Below are 19,495 nucleotides of genomic sequence, written 5' to 3'. Positions count from 1 at the left end.
GCAAACAGCAAATGACTTTTAAAGACAAGCCGAAGCGTGACGGTGGCAAGACTTTTAGCCGCGACAAGAAGCCGAAAGGCCCCGGCAAGCCCGCCGCAGAGCGTGAAAAGAAACCGGTAGAAGCCAAGGCGGCTCCGGTGCAGGAAGCCGTTATGGGCACCAAGCCAGAGCGCATTTCCAAGATCATGGCGCGCGCCGGCGTTGCCTCGCGCCGCGATATCGAGCGCATGATCATGGAAGGCCGCGTGTCGCTGAACGGCGTCAAGCTGGACACTCCGGTGATGAACGCGACTCTTTCCGACAAGATCGAAGTGGATGGCATGCCCATCCGCGGGGCCGAGCGCACGCGCCTGTGGCTTTACCACAAGCCCGCTGGCCTGGTGACGACCAATTCCGACCCGGAAGGCCGCCCGACCGTTTTCGACAATCTGCCGGGTGAATTGCCGCGTGTGCTCTCTATCGGCCGCCTCGACATCAATACCGAAGGCCTGCTGCTGTTGACCAATGATGGCGGTCTCTCGCGCGTGCTGGAACTGCCGACGACCGGCTGGCTGCGCCGCTACCGCGTGCGCGCCCATGGCGAGGTCGATCAGGCAGCGCTCGACAAGCTGAAGGAAGGCATTGCCGTCGACGGCGTGCTTTATGGCGCTATCGACGCGACGCTCGACCGCACCCAGGGTCACAACGTCTGGATCACCATGGGTCTGCGCGAAGGCAAGAACCGCGAGATCAAGAACGTGCTCGGCGCGCTCGGCCTTGAGGTCAACCGCCTGATCCGTATCTCCTACGGCCCGTTCCAGCTTGGCGATCTGCCTGAAGGCAAGGTGCTTGAAGTGCGTGGCCGCATGCTGCGTGACCAGCTTGGTCCGCGCCTCATCGAACAATCCGGCGCCAATTTCGACGCGCCGATCTACGATGCGCCTGTCGCCGACGATGAAGAAGAAAATACGCCCAAGCGCGCGCCCCGGTCCGAATGGGCAAAGAGCGATGCGCCGGAAGGCAAGCCGCGGTTCGACAGGGCTGCCGGCAAACCGGAAGATCGCCGCGAAAAGGCGCTCGGCCGTCTCGACACCAAGCGCGGTGACAAGCCAGCCGGCAAGTTCGGTGGCAAACCTGCCGGGAAATTCGGCGCGAAAACCCGTGGCGAAGAGGATGGCGAAGAACGCCGCCCCGCCCGCCCGCCCGCGGGCACCAGCCGCACGGCCAATGTCTGGATGGCGCCCGGCGCAAAGCCCACCCGTGATGGCAAGGAGCGGAAGTCTTCTGCCCGCGCGGAAGCGGAAAGCCTGTTCAAGAAGCCATCCGCCCAGGCGGAAGCGCGCCGCAACGTCGTCAGGCATGCCGATTCCGAGGGCGAGTGGATCCGTTCGGATTCCCCGCGCGAAGAGGAAGGCGGTCGTGGACGTGGCGACGGCCCGCGCGGTGGAAAGAGCTTTGGAGATCGCGGCGGGAAATCCTTCGGTGACCGCCCGTTCCGTGACAAACCACGTGAAGCGGGAGATCGCCCGCGTGGCGACGGTCCTCGCGGCGAGAAGAGCTTCGGAGATCGCACCGCACGCGGTGGAAAACCGTTTGGCGACCGTCCGTTCCGTGACAAGCCACGTGAGGAGGGTGATCGCCCGCGCAGCGACCGCCCACGCGGCGAGAAGAGCTTCGGAGATCGCACGGCACGTGGTGAGAAACCTTTCGGTGAGCGTCCGTTCCGCGACAAGCCCCGCGAAGACGGTGATCGCCCACGCGGCGACCGGCCTTTTGGTGACAAGCCAAGAGGCGCAAAACCGGGTGGAAAACCCGGCGGCAGGCCCGCATCGGGCAAGCCTTCTTTTGGAAAACCGGGTGAACGTGGCGAACGTTCGGGTTTTTCTGGCAAGGGCAAAGGCCCCGGTGGCGGTAGCGGCCCCGGCGGCGGCAAACCGGGTGGCAAAGGCCCGGGTGGCAAACCTTCTGGTGGCAGGGGAATGACACGTAATGCGGATCGTAGGCGGTGAGTTCCGCGGCCGAAACCTGGCCGCGCCGAAAACAAATTCCATTCGTCCGACAATCGACAGGACACGGGAAAGCCTCTTCAATATTCTAAGCCACGCCTATCCGGAAAGTCTTGACGGTACGCGCGTTCTGGACGTTTTTGCCGGAACGGGCGCGGTCGGGCTGGAGGCGCTTTCGCGTGGCTGTCGTGTGGCGCTCTTCGTCGAAAACGGCGTTGAGGGCAGGGGGCTGTTGTGGGAAAATATCGATGCGCTGGGGCTGCATGGGCGTGCCCGCATCCTGCGGCGTGACGCGACCAAGCTTGGCGGCGTCAACAATATCGAGCCCTTCGATCTCCTTTTCGCCGATCCGCCCTATGGCCAGGGCCACGGGGAGAAGGCATTTGCTGCTGCCCATGCTGGCGGCTGGCTGGCCCCCGGTGCGCTCGCCATTCTGGAAGAGCGCGGCGATGTTGTGGTCAATGTCGAGCCGGTGTTCAAACCGCTCGAAAGCCGCATCTTCGGTGACTCGAAAATGCACTTCTACCGCTACGAGCCCTAGAGCATTTCCAGCGAAAACGGCCCCGGTTTCCGTGCGGAAATGCCGCAAAACAAAGAGTTAGAGTGTTTTCGCGATTTGAAGAAAAGCGAAAACGCTCTGACGGCAGCACTTTCCCGTCACGTCACGGTCTTGTCTTGTTTGCCGAATAGGCAGAGGCTTTGCCGTGGAAAGGGTCTTGGGTATTTGGCATGGAGCAGGGTGTAAACGACAGCGTCACAATGGTTCACGCCGGGCAAGAGGCAATCGATGCTAGCCGCGAGAGCGGTCATGAGCCGACATTCGGCCTGGCGCTCGGCGGCGGTGGCGCACGCGGCATCTGCCACATCAACGTTATCGAGGCATTCGACGAACTAGGCATTCGCCCGGTCGCGCTTTCCGGCTCCTCCATCGGCTCCATCATCGCAGCAGGCATGGCGGCCGGCATGAGCGGCAAGGAAATCCGCGAATATACGCTGGAACTCATGGGGCGGAAGGGTTCGGTCGCCAACCGTCTCTGGAGCCTAGGCCCCGCATCCATGCGCCATGCGGTAGATGGTTTTCGTCTTGGCCAGTTCAATCTCGAACTCATTCTGCACGCCTTGATGCCGCAGGCCCTGCCGAAGGATTTTTCCGAACTTGCCATTCCCCTGAAAGTGGTGACCACGGATTATTATGCGCAGACCGAAGTGGTGGTGGAAACCGGCGAGATCATCCAGGCGCTGGCGGCTTCTGCGGCTATTCCGGCTCTATTCATGCCGGTGCGCGTCAACGGCCGCATCATGATCGATGGCGGCATCTTCAATCCTGTGCCCTATGAGCATCTGATGGATCAGGCCGATATCATCGTCGGCATCGATGTGGTTGGCGGCCCTGAAGGTGACGGCACCACCATGCCGAACCGGCTGGACAGCCTGTTCGGCGCCAGTCAGCTGATGATGCAGGCGGCCATTGCCCTGAAACTCAGATTGCGACCGCCGCATATTTTCCTGCGCCCACCGGTGCACCGTTTCGGCGTGCTGGATTTCCTCAAATCGGAAGAAGTTCTGAACGCTTCCGCCGGGATCAAGGATGATCTGAAACGGCAGATCGAAATGCAGGTGGAACTGTTCCACCGCGGGCAGGGCGTTGAGGCTTGAGCGGTACTCCTTGAGTATTCGCTATGGGCGAGCGCGTGCCGCTTAGTGGGTGACTGCTATTTCACCCTCGTCTTCGTCCTCTTCTTCCTCGCGCTTTTCCACCTTGTTCTTCGGCTTCATCAGTGGCTCTGGCTTCACTTCGCGCACCGGCTTGTTGTGCAGCATCTGCCTGCCGGCGGCGAGCCCTTCCACAGCCTGTAGCTGCAATCTCTCCTCGTCGCGCTCGCGTATGTCGTCGGAAATGGCAAGCGCCCTTTCGCCGTCCATGTCCAGCCCTTCCAGAATGCGGCGGCCAAACAGCAGGCCGGATTCCAGCGTCTCGCGGATTTCGTATTCCACGCCCTTTTTCCTGAGATCGAGGGAATGAATGCGGTCATAGGAGCGGGCATAGATGCGCACGCTTGGAAATTCCGACTGGATCATGTCGATGATGCGGTCGGTGACTTCCTTTTTATGGGTGCAGACCGCCACGAGATCGGCGCGCTCTATGCCAGCCGCGATCAACACGTCCTTGCGTGTACCATCGCCAAAAAAGATGCGGAAACCGAAGCGGGAAGCCTGACGTACACGATCGGCCGAACTGTCGATGACAGTCACGTCGCGCCCACCGGCAAGCAGGATTTGCGAGGCGATCTGGCCGAAGCGCGAAAAGCCGATCATCAGCACATCGGCGCCAGCCCCGTCAAAATCCTCGTCCAGCGTGTCCTCATCGGCATCCTCCGCCGTCAGCCGGCGAGAAACCACTGCCAGCAGCGGCGTCAGCGCCATGGAAAGCGTCACGATGGCGACAAGGATGGAAGCCGTCGCCTGCGGAAACAGGCGGGAGGCGGCAGCAGTGGAAAATAGCACGAAACCGAATTCGCCGCCCTGCGCCAGCAGCAGCGCGATACGGCTCGATGCATAACGGGACGAACCGGCGATGCGGCACAGCCCATAGATTACGGCCGCCTTCACAGCCATCATCGCCGGCACGGCGATCAGGATGAGAAGAATGTGCTCGTAGACGATGTTGATGTGCAGCGACATGCCGACAGCCATGAAGAACAGCGCCAGAAACAGCCCGCGAAACGGCTCGATATCGGCTTCCAGCTCGTGCCGATAAGAAGATTCCGACAGCATCAGCCCGGCCAGCAGCGCACCCATGCCCATCGAAAGCCCAACCGCCTCCATGATGGCGGCCGCACCGATGACGACGAAGAGGGCGGCGGCGATCATCACCTCCCGCGCACCCGTGCGGGCGATGATCTGGAACATCGGCGTCAGCAGATAACGCCCGGCCAACACCATGCCCGCCACCGCGACAACGGAGGCGACGAGATCGTAGGCCATCGAATCCGTTGGTACGTCCGGGCGGTTGGAAAGAATGGTCACAAGGGCGAGAAGCGGTACGATAGCGAGATCCTGAAACAGCAGGATCGAGAAGGAGCGGTTGCCATGCCGCGTATTCATGTCGCCATCGTCTTCAAGAATCTGTAACGCAAAGGCGGTGGAGGAGAGTGCAAGGCCGAAACCCGCAACGAGGCTGCCGCGCGCGTCGATCAGTCCGGCCCACCAGGCAATCAATGCCAGCACGCTGCCCGTCACCAGCACCTGCGCCAGCCCCAGCCCTAAAATATCGCGCCGCATCTGCCATATGCGCGATGGCTTGAGTTCGAGGCCGATGATGAAGAGCAGGAAAACCACGCCCAGTTCCGAGACGTTGAAGATATCTTTCGCGTCTGTCACCAGATGCAGGAACGGCCCGATGACGATGCCCGCCACCAGATAACCGAGCACGGTGCCAAGGCCGAGTTTGCGGAAAATCGACGCCGCGATGACAGCGCCGGCCAGAAGCAGCAAGGGTTCGGAAAAGAGAGCGTCGTGCTCGGTCATGCTGGCTGACTTTCGAATATGGTGGCGACAAAGCCTTGTCGATGGAGAAAGCGGCGTTTCGCCCTTGATGCGGGGTTGATGGCACAATAAATGGAACAGGAATGAAAGGCCAACTCATGTCCTCAGAAATAGATTCTTCCAAACTTCTCGATCGCGCCAGCGAGCTTGTCGATCTTGCCCGTGCTGCAGGCGCGGATGAGGCGGATGCCGTCGTCGTCCGCTCTCGGTCGCAATCGGTCGGCGTCCGGCTTGGCAAGGTGGAAAGTACCGAATCCTCCGAAAGCGATGATTTTTCGCTTCGCGTTTTCGTCGGGCGGCGGGTGGCGAGCGTTTCGGCCAATCCCGGCTTCGACCTGAAGACCCTGGCGGAACGGGCGGTGGCCATGGCGAAGGTTTCGCCGGAAGACCCCTTCGCCTGCCTGGCAGACAAGGAACGGCTCGCAACCTCCTACGACGATCTCGAGCTTTTCGATGCGACCGAGGTCTCTACAGATCAATTGCGTGAGGCAGCCCTCGCCTCGGAAGAGGCGGCGCTTGCCGTCAAGGGCGTCAGCAATTCCTCCGGTGCTGGCGCATCGAGCGGCATGGGCGGCCTCGTCCTTGCCACCTCGCACGGTTTTTCCGGCAGCTACATGGGCAGCCGTTTCAGCCGTTCCGTCAGTGTCATCGCCGGCGAGGGCACGAAGATGGAGCGCGACTACGATTTCGACAGCCGCCTCTATTACGCCGATCTGGATGCAGCCGAAGAGATCGGCCGCCGCGCCGGCGAAAAAGTCGTGCGGCGGGTCGGCCCGCGTCAGGTCGATACCGGCAGCAATATTACCGTGGTTTTTGATCCCCGCATCGCGCGCGGTTTCGTCGGCGCCATTGCCGGCGCGATCAATGGCGCTTCCGTTGCCCGCAAGACCAGCTTCCTGCGCGACAGGATGGGGCAGCAGGTTCTGAAAAAGGGCCTTTATCTGACGGACGATCCGCAGATCGTTCGTGGCCCCTCGTCGCGTCCTTTCGATGGCGAGGGTGTCCGGGGCGAGAAGATGACGATGATCGAGGACGGGGTGCTGAAGCATTGGTTCCTCTCTACCTCGGCAGCCCGTGAACTCGGCCTTGAAACCAACGGTCGCGGCGTGCGCGGTGGCACTTCGGTATCGCCGTCCTCAACCAATCTTGCGCTGGAGCCAGGCGATATTTCGCCGGAAGATCTGCTGAGGGACGTCGGAACCGGCTTTTACGTCACCGAACTGATTGGCCATGGCGCCAATATGCTCACCGGTGAATATAGCTGCGGTGCGAGCGGCTTCTGGATCGAGAATGGTGAAAAATCCTTCGCGGTTTCCGAGGTCACCATCGCTTCGAACCTGAAGGACATGTTCATGCGTGTCACGCCGGCTAACGATATCGACCGCAAATATGGTGTCGCAGCACCGACGCTTGCTATCGAAGGCATGACGATCGCGGGCAAGTGAGGCGACCTGCGGGTTGTTTTCGCCAGCACTTTGTGTGCAAGTGCGAAGGGAAAAACAGGCGCGCCGTATGAGGCGCGCGGAAAAGACGGCAAAATGAACGATATGGCTGAGGCCCGCTGGGCTTCCGATCTGAGGCTGGTCCTCGAAGCCGCACGCAAGGCGGGCGAGACGGCCCTCGGTTTCTTCCGCAAGGACCCCGAGGTCTGGTGGAAGAATGGCGGGCTTTCACCGGTCAGCGCGGCCGATTACGCGGCAAACGAAATTCTCGAGACCATCCTGCGTACCGCCCGGCCGGAATATGGCTGGCTGTCGGAAGAGACGGATGACGATACGACAAGGCTTGCCCGCTCCACCGTCTTCGTCATCGATCCCATCGACGGAACGCGCGCCTTCATCGGTGGGCGGGATACCTGGTGCGTCAGCGTCGCCGTGGTGCATGAGGGCCGACCCGTCGTTGCCGCCCTTGTTGCGCCTGCACTCGCAGAGGAATTCACCGCACTTGAAGGCGGAGAAGCGCTGAAGAATGGCAAGCCGATTTCAGCCGCCCGTGAAAACACCGGCGTCTTCCATCTGGCCGCACCTGAAGACGTGATTACGCATCTGCCGGAAGAGGTGCGCAGCACCGTCAAGCGCATTCCGCATGTGCCCTCGCTCGCCTACCGGCTGGCGATGGTGGCGGATGGCCGCATCGATGGAACGCTGGTCAAGGCGAACTCGCACGAGTGGGATCTGGCCGCCGCAGACCTGATCCTCGAAAGGGCAGGCGGCAGTCTGGTCGGACTTGACGGAAAACCCCTGATGTATAATCGCCGCGAGGTAAACCACCCCGCATTGTGCGCTGCAGCAGAATATGCGCTTCCCGCGCTTTTGAAAGCGTTTTCACATCTGTCCGATGGTTGACGTTTGCCCGGAAATCCCGCAGATGAGGGGCTCTCAGAGCTTAAGAAAGAGACAAGACATGACGGAATCTGGCAAACAGAAACAGCTGCTGCACCTTGTGTTCGGCGGCGAACTGGAAAATCTTCAGGATGTTCAGTTCCGGGATTTGAATGCGCTCGATATCGTCGGCATCTATCCTGACTACGCTTCCGCGCTGACCGCGTGGAGATCCAAGGCGCAGATGACTGTTGATAACGCCCATATGCGTTATTTTATCGTGCATATGCACCGTCTTCTCAATCCCGACGATAAAAATTGAGTCCTTTTGCCCTTGCGTTGTAATACTATTGGGTGAAGGCGAGTTTTCCCGTGATTCCTGCCCGGAATGGCAGGCAGGAAATTCGGTTGCGAGAAAACGTGATCGCGCTTTTGTTTCCGATGATAAAAAATGACGCAATTTGAGAAGAAGTAGGCGGCGATAACAACAAAGAACAGGGGCAGGGCATTGCGCGGAATGATCAAGGGCAGAATGTCATGAGCAGCCGTATCGCACGTTTCGCTCTTTCCGGTTACAGGATTGCCGGTATCGCCGCTTATCCGTTTGCACGGCCTTATCTTTCCTATCGGGCCGCAAAGGGCAAGGAAGACAAGCGCCGCCGTCTAGAACGTTTCGGTTACGCCAGCGCGGAGCGCCCCCGTGGCCCGCTCGTCTGGTTCCATGCCGCAAGTGTCGGCGAAACGCTCGCCCTCATTCCGCTGATCCGCGAAATACGCAAGCGCGATATCTTCGTGCTTCTGACCACAGGCACCGTCACCTCGGCCGAGCTGACCCGTACCCGGCTTGGCGATGATGTGATCCACCAATATGTGCCGCTCGACATCAAGATCGCGGTCAACCGTTTCCTCGCCTACTGGGCACCGGATGCCGCCATCACCGCTGAATCGGAAATCTGGCCGGTAACGATGATGGAGCTGGAGCGCCGGCACATTCCGCAGATCCGGGTCAATGCGCGGCTCTCAGACCGTTCCTTCGACCGCTGGAACAACCGGCACGACATTGCGGAATCGCTGTTCTCCAAGCTGGCGCTGGTGGTTGCGCAATCCGATGTCGATGCCGAACGCTTCCGTGATCTCGGCTCCTGGCCGGTGGTGATATCCGGCAACCTCAAGGGCGATACGGATCCGCCGCCTTGCGACGAAGCTCTGCTCGAGCACTATCGCAGGCAGATCGGCCCCCGCAAGACATGGGCGGCGATCTCCACCTTCGACGGTGAAGAGAAGGCAGCAGCCACCGTGCATGCGGCGATCAAGTCGCGCAACGGTCAATTGACCATCATCGTGCCGCGCCACCCCGAGCGCGGCGACGACGTGGAAGCCATGCTGAAGGGCATGGGGTTGACCGTGGCGCGCAGAAGCCGCAACGACGTGATCACGCCGGAAACCGATATCTTCCTCGGGGATTCCATTGGCGAAATGGGGCTTTACCTCAGGCTCACCGAACTTGCCTTCGTCGGCCGTTCGCTGACGGCCGAGGGTGGGCAGAACCCGCTGGAGCCGGCAATGCTGGGCTGCGCCGTACTGTCAGGCGCGCATGTACAGAATTTCCGCGAGGCCTATCAGAAGCTGATCCGCGCAGGCGGCGGGCGCATCGTCCGCGATGTCGAGATGCTGGCCAAGGCGGTGCATTACCTCCTGGTCAACGACAATGAACGCTACAAGATGATCGATGCCGGCAACCGGGTCATTCAGGACATGCGCGGCGCGCTTTCCGCCACCGTCAAGGCGCTGGAGCCCTACATCAACCCGCTCACAGTCACCGCCAAGCTGCAACCGCGGAGTGCCATCGGTTCATGGTAGCGGATATGGAGATTGATGCGACCCAATCGATTGCCGCAGTCCTTTTCGACAAGGACGGTACGCTGTTGGGTTATGACGCAAGCTGGGGGCCGGTGAACCGTGAACTTGCGGCGATTGCCGCCAAGGGCGATCCCGTTCTTGCGGACCAGCTTCTCGCCGCCTGCGGCATGGATCCGGTTACCGGGCATGTGGTGCCCGACAGTCTTTTGGCTGCCGGCAATACGGCGGAGATAGCTGCCGGTCTCGTCGCCGCCGGTTCGCCTTGCGATGTCGTGGAGTTGACTGCGCGGCTCGACCGGCTATTCACTGAAGCAGCGGATAAATCCGTGCCGGTCACCGATCTCAAGGCATTTTTCGCAAGGCTCAAGGCACGCGGCTACAAGCTTGGCATCGCCTCCAGCGACAACGAAAAATCCATCCGCCAGACGGCGATCCGTTTCGGTTTCGAAAGCGATGTCGATTTCGTCGCCGGTTATGACAGCGGTTACGGCACCAAGCCGCAACCCGGCATGGTTATCGGTTTCTGCGACGCGATTGGTCTTGCGCCTGCACGCGTGGCAGTGGTCGGCGACAATAATCATGATCTGCACATGGCGAGAAATGCCGGCGCAGGATTGCGCATTGCCGTTCTCACCGGAACCGGCTCGCGCGAAAGCCTTGGCGCCGACGCCCATTATTGTTTCGATGATATTACCGCGCTGGAAACCCTGCTTCCGGAACGCGTTGTTTAGGTCATGTCCCCGCAGTGCGCGCCACTTGTCGCACAAGATGGGAAGAGACAAGCTGCGCATGTATAGCCGGGTTTTGCAATTCAGGGTTTTTTCTGGCAAATACCCATGTGATTTATCGAATTTAAGCGCAATGCCGTGGGTGATGCGGCCGGGAGCAGGCATATATGGTTTCTGAAGCGCCGCCTTTCTGGTGGCAGAAAGCAGGCTGGCAAGCCTGGCTGTTATCACCGTTTTCCCTTCTCTACGGCAATATTGCCGGCCGGCGGATGCGCACGGCAAAACGGGCGAGCGTTTCCGTTCCGGTCATCTGCATTGGCAACTTCACCGTTGGTGGTGCCGGAAAGACGCCGACCGCAATGGCAATCGCCCGAGCCGCCACCGCAAAGGGCCTGAAACCCGGCTTCCTGAGCCGTGGTTATGGCGGCACACTTGATATCACCACCCTCGTCGATCCCGCGCAGCACCGCTCAGCTGATGTAGGCGATGAACCCCTGCTGCTTGCCCGCGAGGCGGTGACGGTCATCTCCCGCAAGCGGGTGGAAGGTGCGCATCGGCTGGTGAAGGAGGGCGTGGATCTCATCATCATGGATGATGGCTTCCAGAGCGCACGCCTGACGCTGGATTATGCGTTGGTCGTTATCGATACGGTGCGTGGCATCGGCAACGGTCATCTTGTGCCGGGCGGCCCGGTCCGGGCGCCGCTTGCCGAACAGATGCGGCATATGACCGGACTCTTGAAAGTCGGCAACGGCCATGCGGCCGATCCGCTGGTCAGAACCGCGGCAAAGGCCGCCAAACCGGTTTTCGTTGCGGCGATAAAGCCGCAGGAACCGCAGGATTTTAGGGGAAGGCGCGTGCTGGCCTATGCTGGTATCGCCGATCCCGCCAAGTTTTTCCGAACTGTCGAGGGGCTTGGTGGCGAAATCGTGCTGCAGCGCTCTTTTCCTGACCATCACCATTTCAGCGATGATGAGATCGCCGATCTTCTGCAGGACGCGGATAAGGAAAACTTGCAGCTGGTGACAACGGCCAAGGACGCCGTGCGTCTTAACGGGCACCATGGCCGTGCGGAAGAATTGCTGTGGAACAGCCTGGTGATCGAGGTCGACATGGTGTTCGACGATCCCAATGCGGCCACAACGATCATCGAGACGGCGGTGCGGAACTGCCGCGCCCGTTTGCTGCGGGAAAATGCGCGGACGTCATTCTAACAAATATACCAAGTATTTTGTGGTAGGCGCACCAAAATAAAGATTTATATTTCAGTGCGCTATGCCATACTCGTCTTAAGGGCATTCAGGCAAGCTTAGGAGGTTATTTGGTTGATCACCGTCTGATGTAGTTTTTAGATACTTGTTTCCATAAGCACTTTTGGCCACGACTACGTTGACCCTATCCCCTGCAGGACGTTCTACATAGAACGCGTAAGTTTTGTTCTCGATGCCTACGATTGCGTCGTTGAGCGTAAGTTTCCAGTTCTTACCGTCCGGGTTGACGCCGCCGACGCTTCTTATGCGTTCCCAAGCGCTGCTTCTGTCAGTTTTATTGATGCATCTAATTCTGGCAGTGATCATAACGAATCGTTCCTTTGCTCGCTTGACAAGAGAACTATCGCATACTTCAATTTACACGTGAATTAGTATTTTCTATAATACCAGTGCTCGCGAAGCATATTCACTACATCGTCGCGTCTACACTATGCTGGCAAATTACCAGCCTTGCGCTCTGCCTCCAGTGAGGCGCTGGCATCCACATAGGCTTCCTGCCGGGCGACGCTCCAGTAGCGCAGCTCGTCGACCGGAATGGTCTTGCCGGTGATGGCGCATATGACATGCGAGCCGGTCTGCACGATCCGGAAGTCACCGTCGAGATATTCGATGACGGCGATGCGGTTTCCGCCTCCCTCAAATCTGTTCATCCGTTTTCGTCTCCTGCTATGTCCTGTCAGTGCATCCAGCCCGAAACGGCGTAGCGTTCTCCTGAACAATCCGGATGCTCCAGTCCCTTGAATTTATATCGCTGAGCTACGCCCAAGGCCAGCCCTGCCTGCTGCCCCCGGGGTTAAGGCTCAGCTTCGGCCGAAGAGACGTTCTATATCGGAAAGTTTTAGCTCAATATAGGTCGGACGACCGTGATTGCACTGTCCTGAACCCGGCGTGTTTTCCATCTGCCGTAAAAGCGCGTTCATCTCCTCCGGCCGCATGCGCCGCCCTGAACGCACCGAGCCGTGGCAAGCCATGGTGGCGGCGACATATTCCAGCTTGTTGGCAAGCGTGGAGGCAGCGTCCCATTCAGCGATCTCGTCGGCAAGCTGCCGCACCAGCCCCTGCACGTTCACCTCGCCAAGCATCGCCGGCGTTTCGCGAACCGCGACCGCCCCCGGCCCGAAACGCTCGATGACCAGTCCCAGCGCATCGAAACCAGCCGCATGGTCCATCAGCCTGTCGCAATCCTCTTCGGGAAGGTCGATGATCTCAGGAATGAGCAGCACCTGTGAAGGCGGGCGTCTGGAATGCAGCGCATTGCGCATTTCCTCAAACACCAGCCGTTCATGCGCCGCATGCTGGTCGACGATGACGAGGCCGTCTTCCGTCTGCGCGACGATGTAGTTCTGGTGCAACTGCGCCCGCGCGGCGCCGAGCGGATATTGTGACGGTTCCAGCGACGGGCTTGCAGAGGCCTCGTAAACCTCGCGGGGTTCTGCCCGCGCGGTCGGCATGGTGATGTCGGAAAAGCGCGATTGCACGGCCTCGGCAAATTGCATGTTCCCGGAAACGGCAAGCGGTCGGGAAGGCGAGGCCGCGGCGGACCATGTCGCAGCGGCAGACGGCCGGAGATTGGACGGGCTGTAGCCGGGGCGAAAGGCGTTCATCATCTGGCTGGCACCAGTCGTCGCCGCCCTGTCACCGTCGCGGGTCAGCGCCTGGCGGATAGCACCGACGATCAGCCCGCGAACGAGGCCGGGATCGCGGAAGCGCACATCTGATTTCGCCGGATGCACGTTCACGTCGACAAATGCGGGATCGAGCGTCAGGGACAGCACCGCGACCGGATATCGCCCGTGCGGCACGGTTTCGGCATAGGCACCGCGAATGGCGGACAACAGCAATTTGTCCTGCACCGGGCGACCGTTGACGAAAACATATTGATGCGCCGAGTTGCCGCGGTTGAAGGTCGGCACGCCGGCAAAACCGGAGAGCGTTACATCCTCGCGCCCGGCATCGATTTCGATGGCGTTGTCCTTGAACTCGGCACCGAGAATCTGCGCCATGCGGGCAAGGTGATCGTCGCCGGTGGAGGGGATTTCAAGCGTGGAGCGGTCGGTGCCTGACAGCACGAAGCGGATATGCGGAAAGGCAATTGCCATCCGCTTGACGACTTCGGTAATGGCGGCTGACTCCGCTCGCTCCGTCTTCAGGAATTTCAGCCGTGCTGGCGTCGCGAAAAACAGGTCGCGCACCTCGACGATGGTGCCGGCATTGGCAGCGGCGGGCCGGACCTCGGAGACTTTGCCGCCGGTGACGGAGATCACCGAACCCTGTTCTGCGCCGTGTTGCCGGCTGGTGATGGAAAGCTTGGCAACCGAGCCGATGGAGGGCAGGGCCTCACCGCGAAAGCCAAGCGTGCGTATATCGTCAAGCGTGGTGGATATTTTCGAGGTGCAATGGCGTCGGACCGCAAGCTCCAGATCGGCAGGCGACATGCCGGAGCCGTTATCGGTGATGCGCACCAGTCCCTTGCCGCCGCCCGCCGTGGCGATCTCGATGCGCGTTGCGCCCGCGTCGATGGCGTTTTCCACCAGCTCCTTCGTGGCGCTGGAGGGTCTTTCGATGACCTCGCCGGCGGCGATCTGGTTGATGAGGGTTTCTGAAAGCTGCTTGATGGCCATGATCATCATTTTCGCGGATTCGTCACGGCTTCGAAAGCAAAAAACTCAAGTCGTGAAAGTTTGCACATGTTTTGCGGCCTGCCCGGCGTTTGATCATTTCCGTTCAACGTCAGGTTAAGCGTTAATCCGCCTTTAATCGGCCTTGCATATGGTGAGGCGGCTTGAAATGACTGCAGGAACGAGGCCCCCCTTCGCCGGGTGGTGTGACGTCGTATATGGGTGAACGTCATCTTCCCCTCAAGACTGCTTCAAGTAGCGAACCCTGATGTCTCTTTTGCGGAATTTACCGTTTCATCCCGGCATTTGCCTCGGACGATTCCAATAGAAACATAAGCCTGACCCTGAAAACAGGTGGGAGTTTGCAGTTGAGTGATTTGGCGTCCTCCGGCGCGGGCGTTCATACGGTGATGCTTGATGCCCTTTGCGACGCGCTTGGCGCGGCGATCGTCGTTTACGACCGGAACGATCACATCGTTTTCGCAAGCCGGAAGCTTTTGAGTTTTTTTCCACTGCAAGAGGCCGTTATCGGGCCGGGCGCGCGGCTGCGCGACTATCTGAGCGCGCTTTACGATTGTTATCTTCTGGAAGCGGAAAGCCTGTCCGCCAATGCCCGGCAGCTGGGACGCGAGGAATGGATCGGCGAGCGGCTGGCGCTGCACTGGAAGGAAAGGTCTGAAAAAACCGAGCGGCTGAAGGGGGAGCGCTTCCTGCGCTTCGTCATGAACCGCCTGCCTTCCGGGCTGGGCATCAGCGTCGTTGCCGATATTTCCGAACAGAAGAAAAGAGAAGAACAGTGGCGCATCGACCTCGAACGCGTTCAGCTGATCGAAGACATTCTCGACAATCTGCCGTTTCCGGTCCTCGTCAAGGACCGGAACCTCGCCTATGTCGCCGTAAATAAAGCCGCCTGCACCATGGTCGAGACCAGTGCAGAGAGCATTCTCGGCCGCACGGTTTTCGATCTGCATTCGCGCCAGGTCGCAGGCCGGATCGACGCTGCCGATCGCATGGTGCTGGACAGCGGCACGCCGAGCATCCTTCCCGAAAGGGTGAGGCGCGCGAATGGTGAAGAGGTGCTGACGATTACCCGCAAGCAGCGGGTGGGTCGGCCTGGCCGGCATTTTCTGGTCACGACGATGGAGGACGTGACCGCGCTCGCCACCATCGACGCGAACGGCATGCCCGTCATCCCCTCGCTCGAACATGTCGATTTCGTCGCCTCCACCTATGGCAAGGATGAAGATCGCGATTCCGCAGGCGGTCTGCTGAAAAGCAAGGCGGTGCTGGTGGTTTCCGGAAACGGGCGCTTTGCCGAAGCCGCCTGCCACCGGCTGGCCGCGAGCGGCATGGATCATGCCGTGGTGAGGAGCGAGGAAGAACAGAGTAGTTTCATCGATATCGCCGCTTCCGCAGGCGTCGGCATCGATGTCGTCGTCGTCGACGCCCAGATGAGCGTCACATGCCTCGATATCGCGGCCGCGCATGACCTGCCGGTCGTCACCATCGAGGAAGAGGAGATCGATGCTTCGCTGCTGCATTATCTCGCCGTCGGCCTCAAATCGTCTCCGAAGGAAAAGTCCTCCGACGAGGACTGGGAGATCATGACCGAAGACCTGCCCAAAATCCTCAAGACCGGCGGCGTCTGCGAGATACTTCTCGTTGAGGACAACAGGGTCAACCAGATCGTCTTCTCACAAATCCTTGAGGGATTGGGGCTGTCCTGGCGGCTTGCCACGTCGGGTGAGGAGGCGTTGCGTCTTTTTGAGGAGCAGGCACCGTCCGTCGTCCTGCTCGACACCACGCTTGGCGATATCGACGGTTTTGAGGTCGCCCGCCGTATGCGTGCACTGGCTGGCGACGAGCGCATTCCCATCGTCGGCGTCATCACCCACGCTTTCGAGGGCGATCTCGACAAATGCCTGGCGGCGGGCATGGAAGACATGCTGCTGAAACCCGTCAGTCCCGATATGGTCGATGCCGTTTTCCTGCGCCTTTTCGGCAAGGATGCCCTGCGGCTGCAAGCCTGAAGCTCCTCCATTTCAGCTTTTTGTGTTCGAGCCGCTGGCATTGCGGAGACGCCGCCGCATTTTCGGTGCGCGGTTCTATGGCTTTTTTAATACTTGCCCTGCATTGTGATCGCGGTCGACACGGGATTCACGAGATGCAGGAATGAAACGGGCAGAGCCGCAGGCGTTGCACGTCAGCCAGAACGAGCTGCAGGCGATGGCTTACAGCGATCCGCTGACGGGGCTTGGCAATCGTTACCGTTTGCGGGACAAGATCCGCATGCTCGCCAGCGAGCGTTCCAGCGATCCCGCGCCCTTCACCGTCGGCATTGCGAATATTGACGGCTTCAAACCCATCAACGATCTTTTCGGCGTGCAGGCGGGCGACGAGATTTTGTGCCAGGTCGCGCATCGGCTGAAGGCTTGCATTCCAGATGGCGCCGCCGTGACGCGCCATGATGGCGACGAGTTCGCCTTCGTGCTGCCGCTGGTATTCGAACGCACCGGCGCAGAGCGCATCGGCAACATGATCAAGGACGTGCTTTCTGCGCCTTACGATCTCGGCGACCGCAACGTCCGGCTTTCCTCCTCCTTCGGTTTTGCCATCTATCCCTTCGCCGGCGATGATTTCGAGGATTTGCTGAAAAGCGCCGAGACTGCGCTTTACCGCTCCAAGCGCCGTGGCCGTGGCCAGATAACGGTCTATTCGCGCGAGATTGCGCAGGAAATGAAGCGCGCCACCCAGCTGGAACAGGCGTTGCGTAACGCCATCATCACCGATGCGATCGACGTGCATTTCCAGCCCATCGTCAGGCTGGAAGAAGCGAAGGTCATCGGTTTCGAGGCACTCGCCCGCTGGAATGACCCCGATCTCGGTTTCGTGTCGCCCGCCGTTTTCGTGCCGCTGGCCGAAGAACGCGGTTTCATCGACGCGCTGTCGGAAGCGCTGCTGAGGAAGGCGGCGGAAGCGGCGCTGTTCTGGCCGCGAGAGCTTTTCCTGTCCTTCAACCTGTCGTCCGCGCAATTGATGGACCCCGGCACAGCGGATAATATTCTGTCCATCCTGTCGCGTGTCGGCCTTGATCCGCACCGGCTGGAGCTTGAAATAACCGAAACCGCTGTCATGACTTCCGCCGATACCGCGCAGCGCATCATCAGCGAATTGCAGGGTGCGGGTGTTCGTATCTCTCTTGACGATTTCGGCACCGGCCAGTCGAGCCTTGGCCGCCTGCGCGACTTTACCTTCGACAAGGTCAAGATCGACCGCGCCTTTGTCTCCCGCATCAGCAGCGACCGTCCTTCGGAACATATCATCAAGGCCATCGTCGCCATGTGCGAAGGGCTTGATCTCGAGGTCGTCGCGGAGGGTATCGAGGAGCAGGCGGAAGAGGAAAAACTGCGCGCGCTCGGCTGCGCTATGGGGCAGGGCTATTTTTACGGCCGCCCCGCCGATGCCGCCGCCACGCAGCGTTACCTTCACGAAAACTATCGCGAGATCCTGTCGGATATTCCCTGAGAAATGGAGTGGCCTCGCACATAAGGCTGTAGGGACCTCCCCAACCTCATCCCTGTGACGAGCACAGGAATGAGAAGGCGGCCCGCGCCGCGCTTCACAACCGGTAGAGCGGCTCGAACCTGCCCTTCACCTGAATCCCGAGCTCGAATGTCTTTCCATGCTGCGGATTGGCGGCAATGGCGTCGTCGTCAAGATTTTCGCGGGCGGATGTGACGAGAAGGCGCGACGCATCGGGGCCGATGAAGGCCGGGCAGGTCGTCTGTCCCGCTGGCACCAGATAGCGTTCGATGTGGTTGCCGTCGGCATCGTAACGATCGACCGCACCCATCCCCCAGCGGGCGTTCCAGATATGCCCTTCCGCATCGCAGACCGATCCGTCGACGCCACCGTCGATGCCGGCGGTGTCAATGAACACCTCTGCCTTGCCGGTGGGAAGTCCCGTCTCGGCATCGAGAGGCACCCTCATCAGCTCGTTGACCTTGGTGTCGACGTAATATCCGGTCGCGCCATCGGGCGAAAAGCAGATCGAATTTGGAATGCTGACATCGGCAAACAGCTTGGTCACGGTTCCCCTGGCAACGTGGTAGATGCTGCCCGCGCCGATTTGCGCCTTGCGGCCCATGGTGCCGATCCACAGCGCGCCCGAGGGATGCATACGCCCGTCATTGGAGCGGTTGTCGGGCATGTCCTTTTCAAGCTCCGAATGCAGCGTCAACACGCCGGTTGCCGTATCGCGAAGGAAAAGGCCGTCATCGGAGGCGATCAATTGCTTGTGGTCGCTGATTTTCGCCAGTGCGCTGCCCATGAAGGGCAGGGCGTGCACCGTTTTGCGGCCGGAAGCGAGATGCAATTCATGCAGTTCGCGCCCGATGATATTGAACCACCAGGCCGTGCCAGTCGCTGGGTCGAAAGTGGGGCCTTCGCCAAGCGTCATCGGCGTTTCGTCAAGAACGCGTCCGGCAAAGGGAAACACGGTCGCCATGCTTTTATCCTCCAATTGCTGCATCATAGGCCGAAAGCGTGACGATGGCGCGCTCGCGCACTTCCGCAGCCTTCATGCCGGGCTTGTAGAGACTGGTGCCAAGCCCGAAAGCGAGGATGCCGGCGTTGGTATAGTCGGCGAAATTCTTGTCCGAGACGCCACCAACGGCGGCAATGACCAGATCCTTCGGCAGGATCGTCCGGATCGCATTGATGCCGGACGGGCCGATGATGCTGGCGGGAAAGAACTTCAGCCCGGTTGCTCCGGCCTTTGCGGCAACCAAAGCCTCGGTCGGAGTCAGAACGCCCGGCATCGTCACCATGCCCTTGACGCGCGCGGCGGTGATGACGTCGGCATCGGCGTTGGGGCTGACCATCAGCTTGCCACCGGCGGCGTCCAGCGCATCCACGTCGTCCGTGCTGAGCACGGTGCCGGCGCCGATCAGGCAATCGGCGGGCGCCATCTTCGCGGCGATCTCGATCGAGCGGAACGGATCGGGCGAATTGAGCGGGATTTCGATGGCGCGGAAGCCGGTCTCGATCAGCGCGCCGACGACGCCTTCGGTTTCCTCGGGTTTAAGGCCGCGCAGGATGGCGATCAGCGGATATTTCATGGCGGGGAAGGGGATACGCATGGTGGGTCTTTCGTCCTTGAGCGGG

At 60.3% G+C, this 19,495-nt stretch carries 17 protein-coding genes; 11 read left to right on the top strand and 6 right to left on the bottom strand.

Annotated features, from left to right (window positions below; genetic code table 11):
• Positions 1-11: 11 nt before the first annotated feature.
• From ASD46_RS03910 to ASD46_RS03900, 3 genes are all read left to right on the top strand, one after another.
• A complete protein-coding gene (locus tag ASD46_RS03910) occupies positions 12-1,988 on the top strand; it encodes a pseudouridine synthase (protein ID WP_025592599.1) in 1,977 nt (658 codons plus the stop codon).
• Entirely contained in the window at positions 1,969-2,526 is a 558-nt protein-coding gene (gene rsmD, locus ASD46_RS03905; RefSeq protein ID WP_004432183.1) for a 16S rRNA (guanine(966)-N(2))-methyltransferase RsmD, read from the top strand. Before ASD46_RS03910 ends, rsmD begins: the two co-directional genes overlap by 20 nt.
• Before the next feature lie 188 nt (positions 2,527-2,714).
• On the top strand, positions 2,715-3,641 hold the full coding sequence (locus ASD46_RS03900; protein WP_013635561.1) for a patatin-like phospholipase family protein: 927 nt from the start codon (positions 2,715-2,717) through the stop codon (positions 3,639-3,641).
• 42 nt (positions 3,642-3,683) lie between these two features.
• On the opposite strand, the gene ASD46_RS03895 is transcribed toward ASD46_RS03900, so the two are convergent.
• A complete protein-coding gene (locus ASD46_RS03895) occupies positions 3,684-5,513 on the bottom strand; it encodes a monovalent cation:proton antiporter-2 (CPA2) family protein (RefSeq protein WP_004432178.1) in 1,830 nt (609 codons plus the stop codon).
• 116 nt (positions 5,514-5,629) lie between these two features.
• On the opposite strand from ASD46_RS03895, the gene ASD46_RS03890 reads away from it, so the two are divergent.
• From ASD46_RS03890 to lpxK, 6 genes are all read left to right on the top strand, one after another.
• Positions 5,630-6,976: a TldD/PmbA family protein gene (locus ASD46_RS03890; protein ID WP_004432174.1), complete on the top strand. Its 1,347-nt coding sequence runs from the start codon at positions 5,630-5,632 to the stop codon at positions 6,974-6,976.
• A 93-nt stretch (positions 6,977-7,069) separates the two neighbouring features.
• The gene (locus ASD46_RS03885) at positions 7,070-7,876 is read left to right on the top strand and encodes a 3'(2'),5'-bisphosphate nucleotidase CysQ (protein ID WP_004432172.1); all 807 of its coding nucleotides are present in this window, start codon (positions 7,070-7,072) and stop codon (positions 7,874-7,876) included.
• Between the two features lie 58 nt (positions 7,877-7,934).
• Positions 7,935-8,174: a DUF4170 domain-containing protein gene (locus ASD46_RS03880; protein WP_019564234.1), complete on the top strand. Its 240-nt coding sequence runs from the start codon at positions 7,935-7,937 to the stop codon at positions 8,172-8,174.
• Positions 8,175-8,389: 215 nt separating this feature from the next.
• Positions 8,390-9,712 (top strand): lipid IV(A) 3-deoxy-D-manno-octulosonic acid transferase, encoded by a 1,323-nt coding sequence (waaA, locus tag ASD46_RS03875; protein WP_013635565.1) that lies wholly within the window; start codon positions 8,390-8,392, stop codon positions 9,710-9,712.
• Positions 9,706-10,443: an HAD family hydrolase gene (locus ASD46_RS03870; protein WP_025592602.1), complete on the top strand. Its 738-nt coding sequence runs from the start codon at positions 9,706-9,708 to the stop codon at positions 10,441-10,443. The genes waaA and ASD46_RS03870 overlap by 7 nt, the downstream gene beginning before the upstream one ends.
• 164 nt (positions 10,444-10,607) lie before the next feature.
• A complete protein-coding gene (gene lpxK / locus ASD46_RS03865; RefSeq protein ID WP_013635567.1) occupies positions 10,608-11,654 on the top strand; it encodes a tetraacyldisaccharide 4'-kinase in 1,047 nt (348 codons plus the stop codon).
• 75 nt (positions 11,655-11,729) lie between these two features.
• Here the strand turns inward: lpxK and ASD46_RS26220 are convergent, their stop codons facing one another.
• From ASD46_RS26220 to mutL, 3 genes are all read right to left on the bottom strand, one after another.
• Positions 11,730-12,017 carry a DUF3892 domain-containing protein gene (locus ASD46_RS26220; protein ID WP_025592606.1) on the bottom strand — a complete coding sequence of 96 codons (288 nt, stop codon included), beginning with the start codon at positions 12,015-12,017 and terminating at the stop codon, positions 11,730-11,732.
• 122 nt (positions 12,018-12,139) lie between these two features.
• On the bottom strand, positions 12,140-12,361 hold the full coding sequence (locus tag ASD46_RS03860; RefSeq protein WP_003519053.1) for a DUF2093 domain-containing protein: 222 nt from the start codon (positions 12,359-12,361) through the stop codon (positions 12,140-12,142).
• 150 nt (positions 12,362-12,511) lie between these two features.
• Positions 12,512-14,332, bottom strand: coding sequence for a DNA mismatch repair endonuclease MutL (gene mutL, locus ASD46_RS03855; RefSeq protein ID WP_025592608.1), 1,821 nt, complete (start codon positions 14,330-14,332; stop codon positions 12,512-12,514).
• Positions 14,333-14,739: 407 nt separating this feature from the next.
• On the opposite strand from mutL, the gene ASD46_RS03850 reads away from it, so the two are divergent.
• Positions 14,740-16,359 carry a response regulator gene (locus ASD46_RS03850; RefSeq protein ID WP_046205582.1) on the top strand — a complete coding sequence of 540 codons (1,620 nt, stop codon included), beginning with the start codon at positions 14,740-14,742 and terminating at the stop codon, positions 16,357-16,359.
• A 142-nt stretch (positions 16,360-16,501) separates the two neighbouring features.
• On the top strand, positions 16,502-17,854 hold the full coding sequence (locus tag ASD46_RS03845) for a putative bifunctional diguanylate cyclase/phosphodiesterase (RefSeq protein ID WP_003519050.1): 1,353 nt from the start codon (positions 16,502-16,504) through the stop codon (positions 17,852-17,854).
• A 94-nt stretch (positions 17,855-17,948) separates the two neighbouring features.
• Here the strand turns inward: ASD46_RS03845 and ASD46_RS03840 are convergent, their stop codons facing one another.
• Together ASD46_RS03840 and ASD46_RS03835 are read right to left on the bottom strand one after the other, a co-directional pair.
• On the bottom strand, positions 17,949-18,836 hold the full coding sequence (locus ASD46_RS03840) for an SMP-30/gluconolactonase/LRE family protein (RefSeq protein ID WP_025592612.1): 888 nt from the start codon (positions 18,834-18,836) through the stop codon (positions 17,949-17,951).
• Between the two features lie 4 nt (positions 18,837-18,840).
• Positions 18,841-19,470 carry a 2-dehydro-3-deoxy-6-phosphogalactonate aldolase gene (locus ASD46_RS03835; protein WP_025592613.1) on the bottom strand — a complete coding sequence of 210 codons (630 nt, stop codon included), beginning with the start codon at positions 19,468-19,470 and terminating at the stop codon, positions 18,841-18,843.
• Positions 19,471-19,495: the final 25 nt, after the last annotated feature.

Source organism: Rhizobium sp. Root491, from assembly GCF_001427205.1.
GTDB classification, from domain to species: Bacteria; Pseudomonadota; Alphaproteobacteria; order Rhizobiales; family Rhizobiaceae; genus Agrobacterium; species Agrobacterium tumefaciens.
Note: the sequence above shows the minus strand (reverse complement) of the source record. Positions and strands in the feature narration are given on the sequence as shown.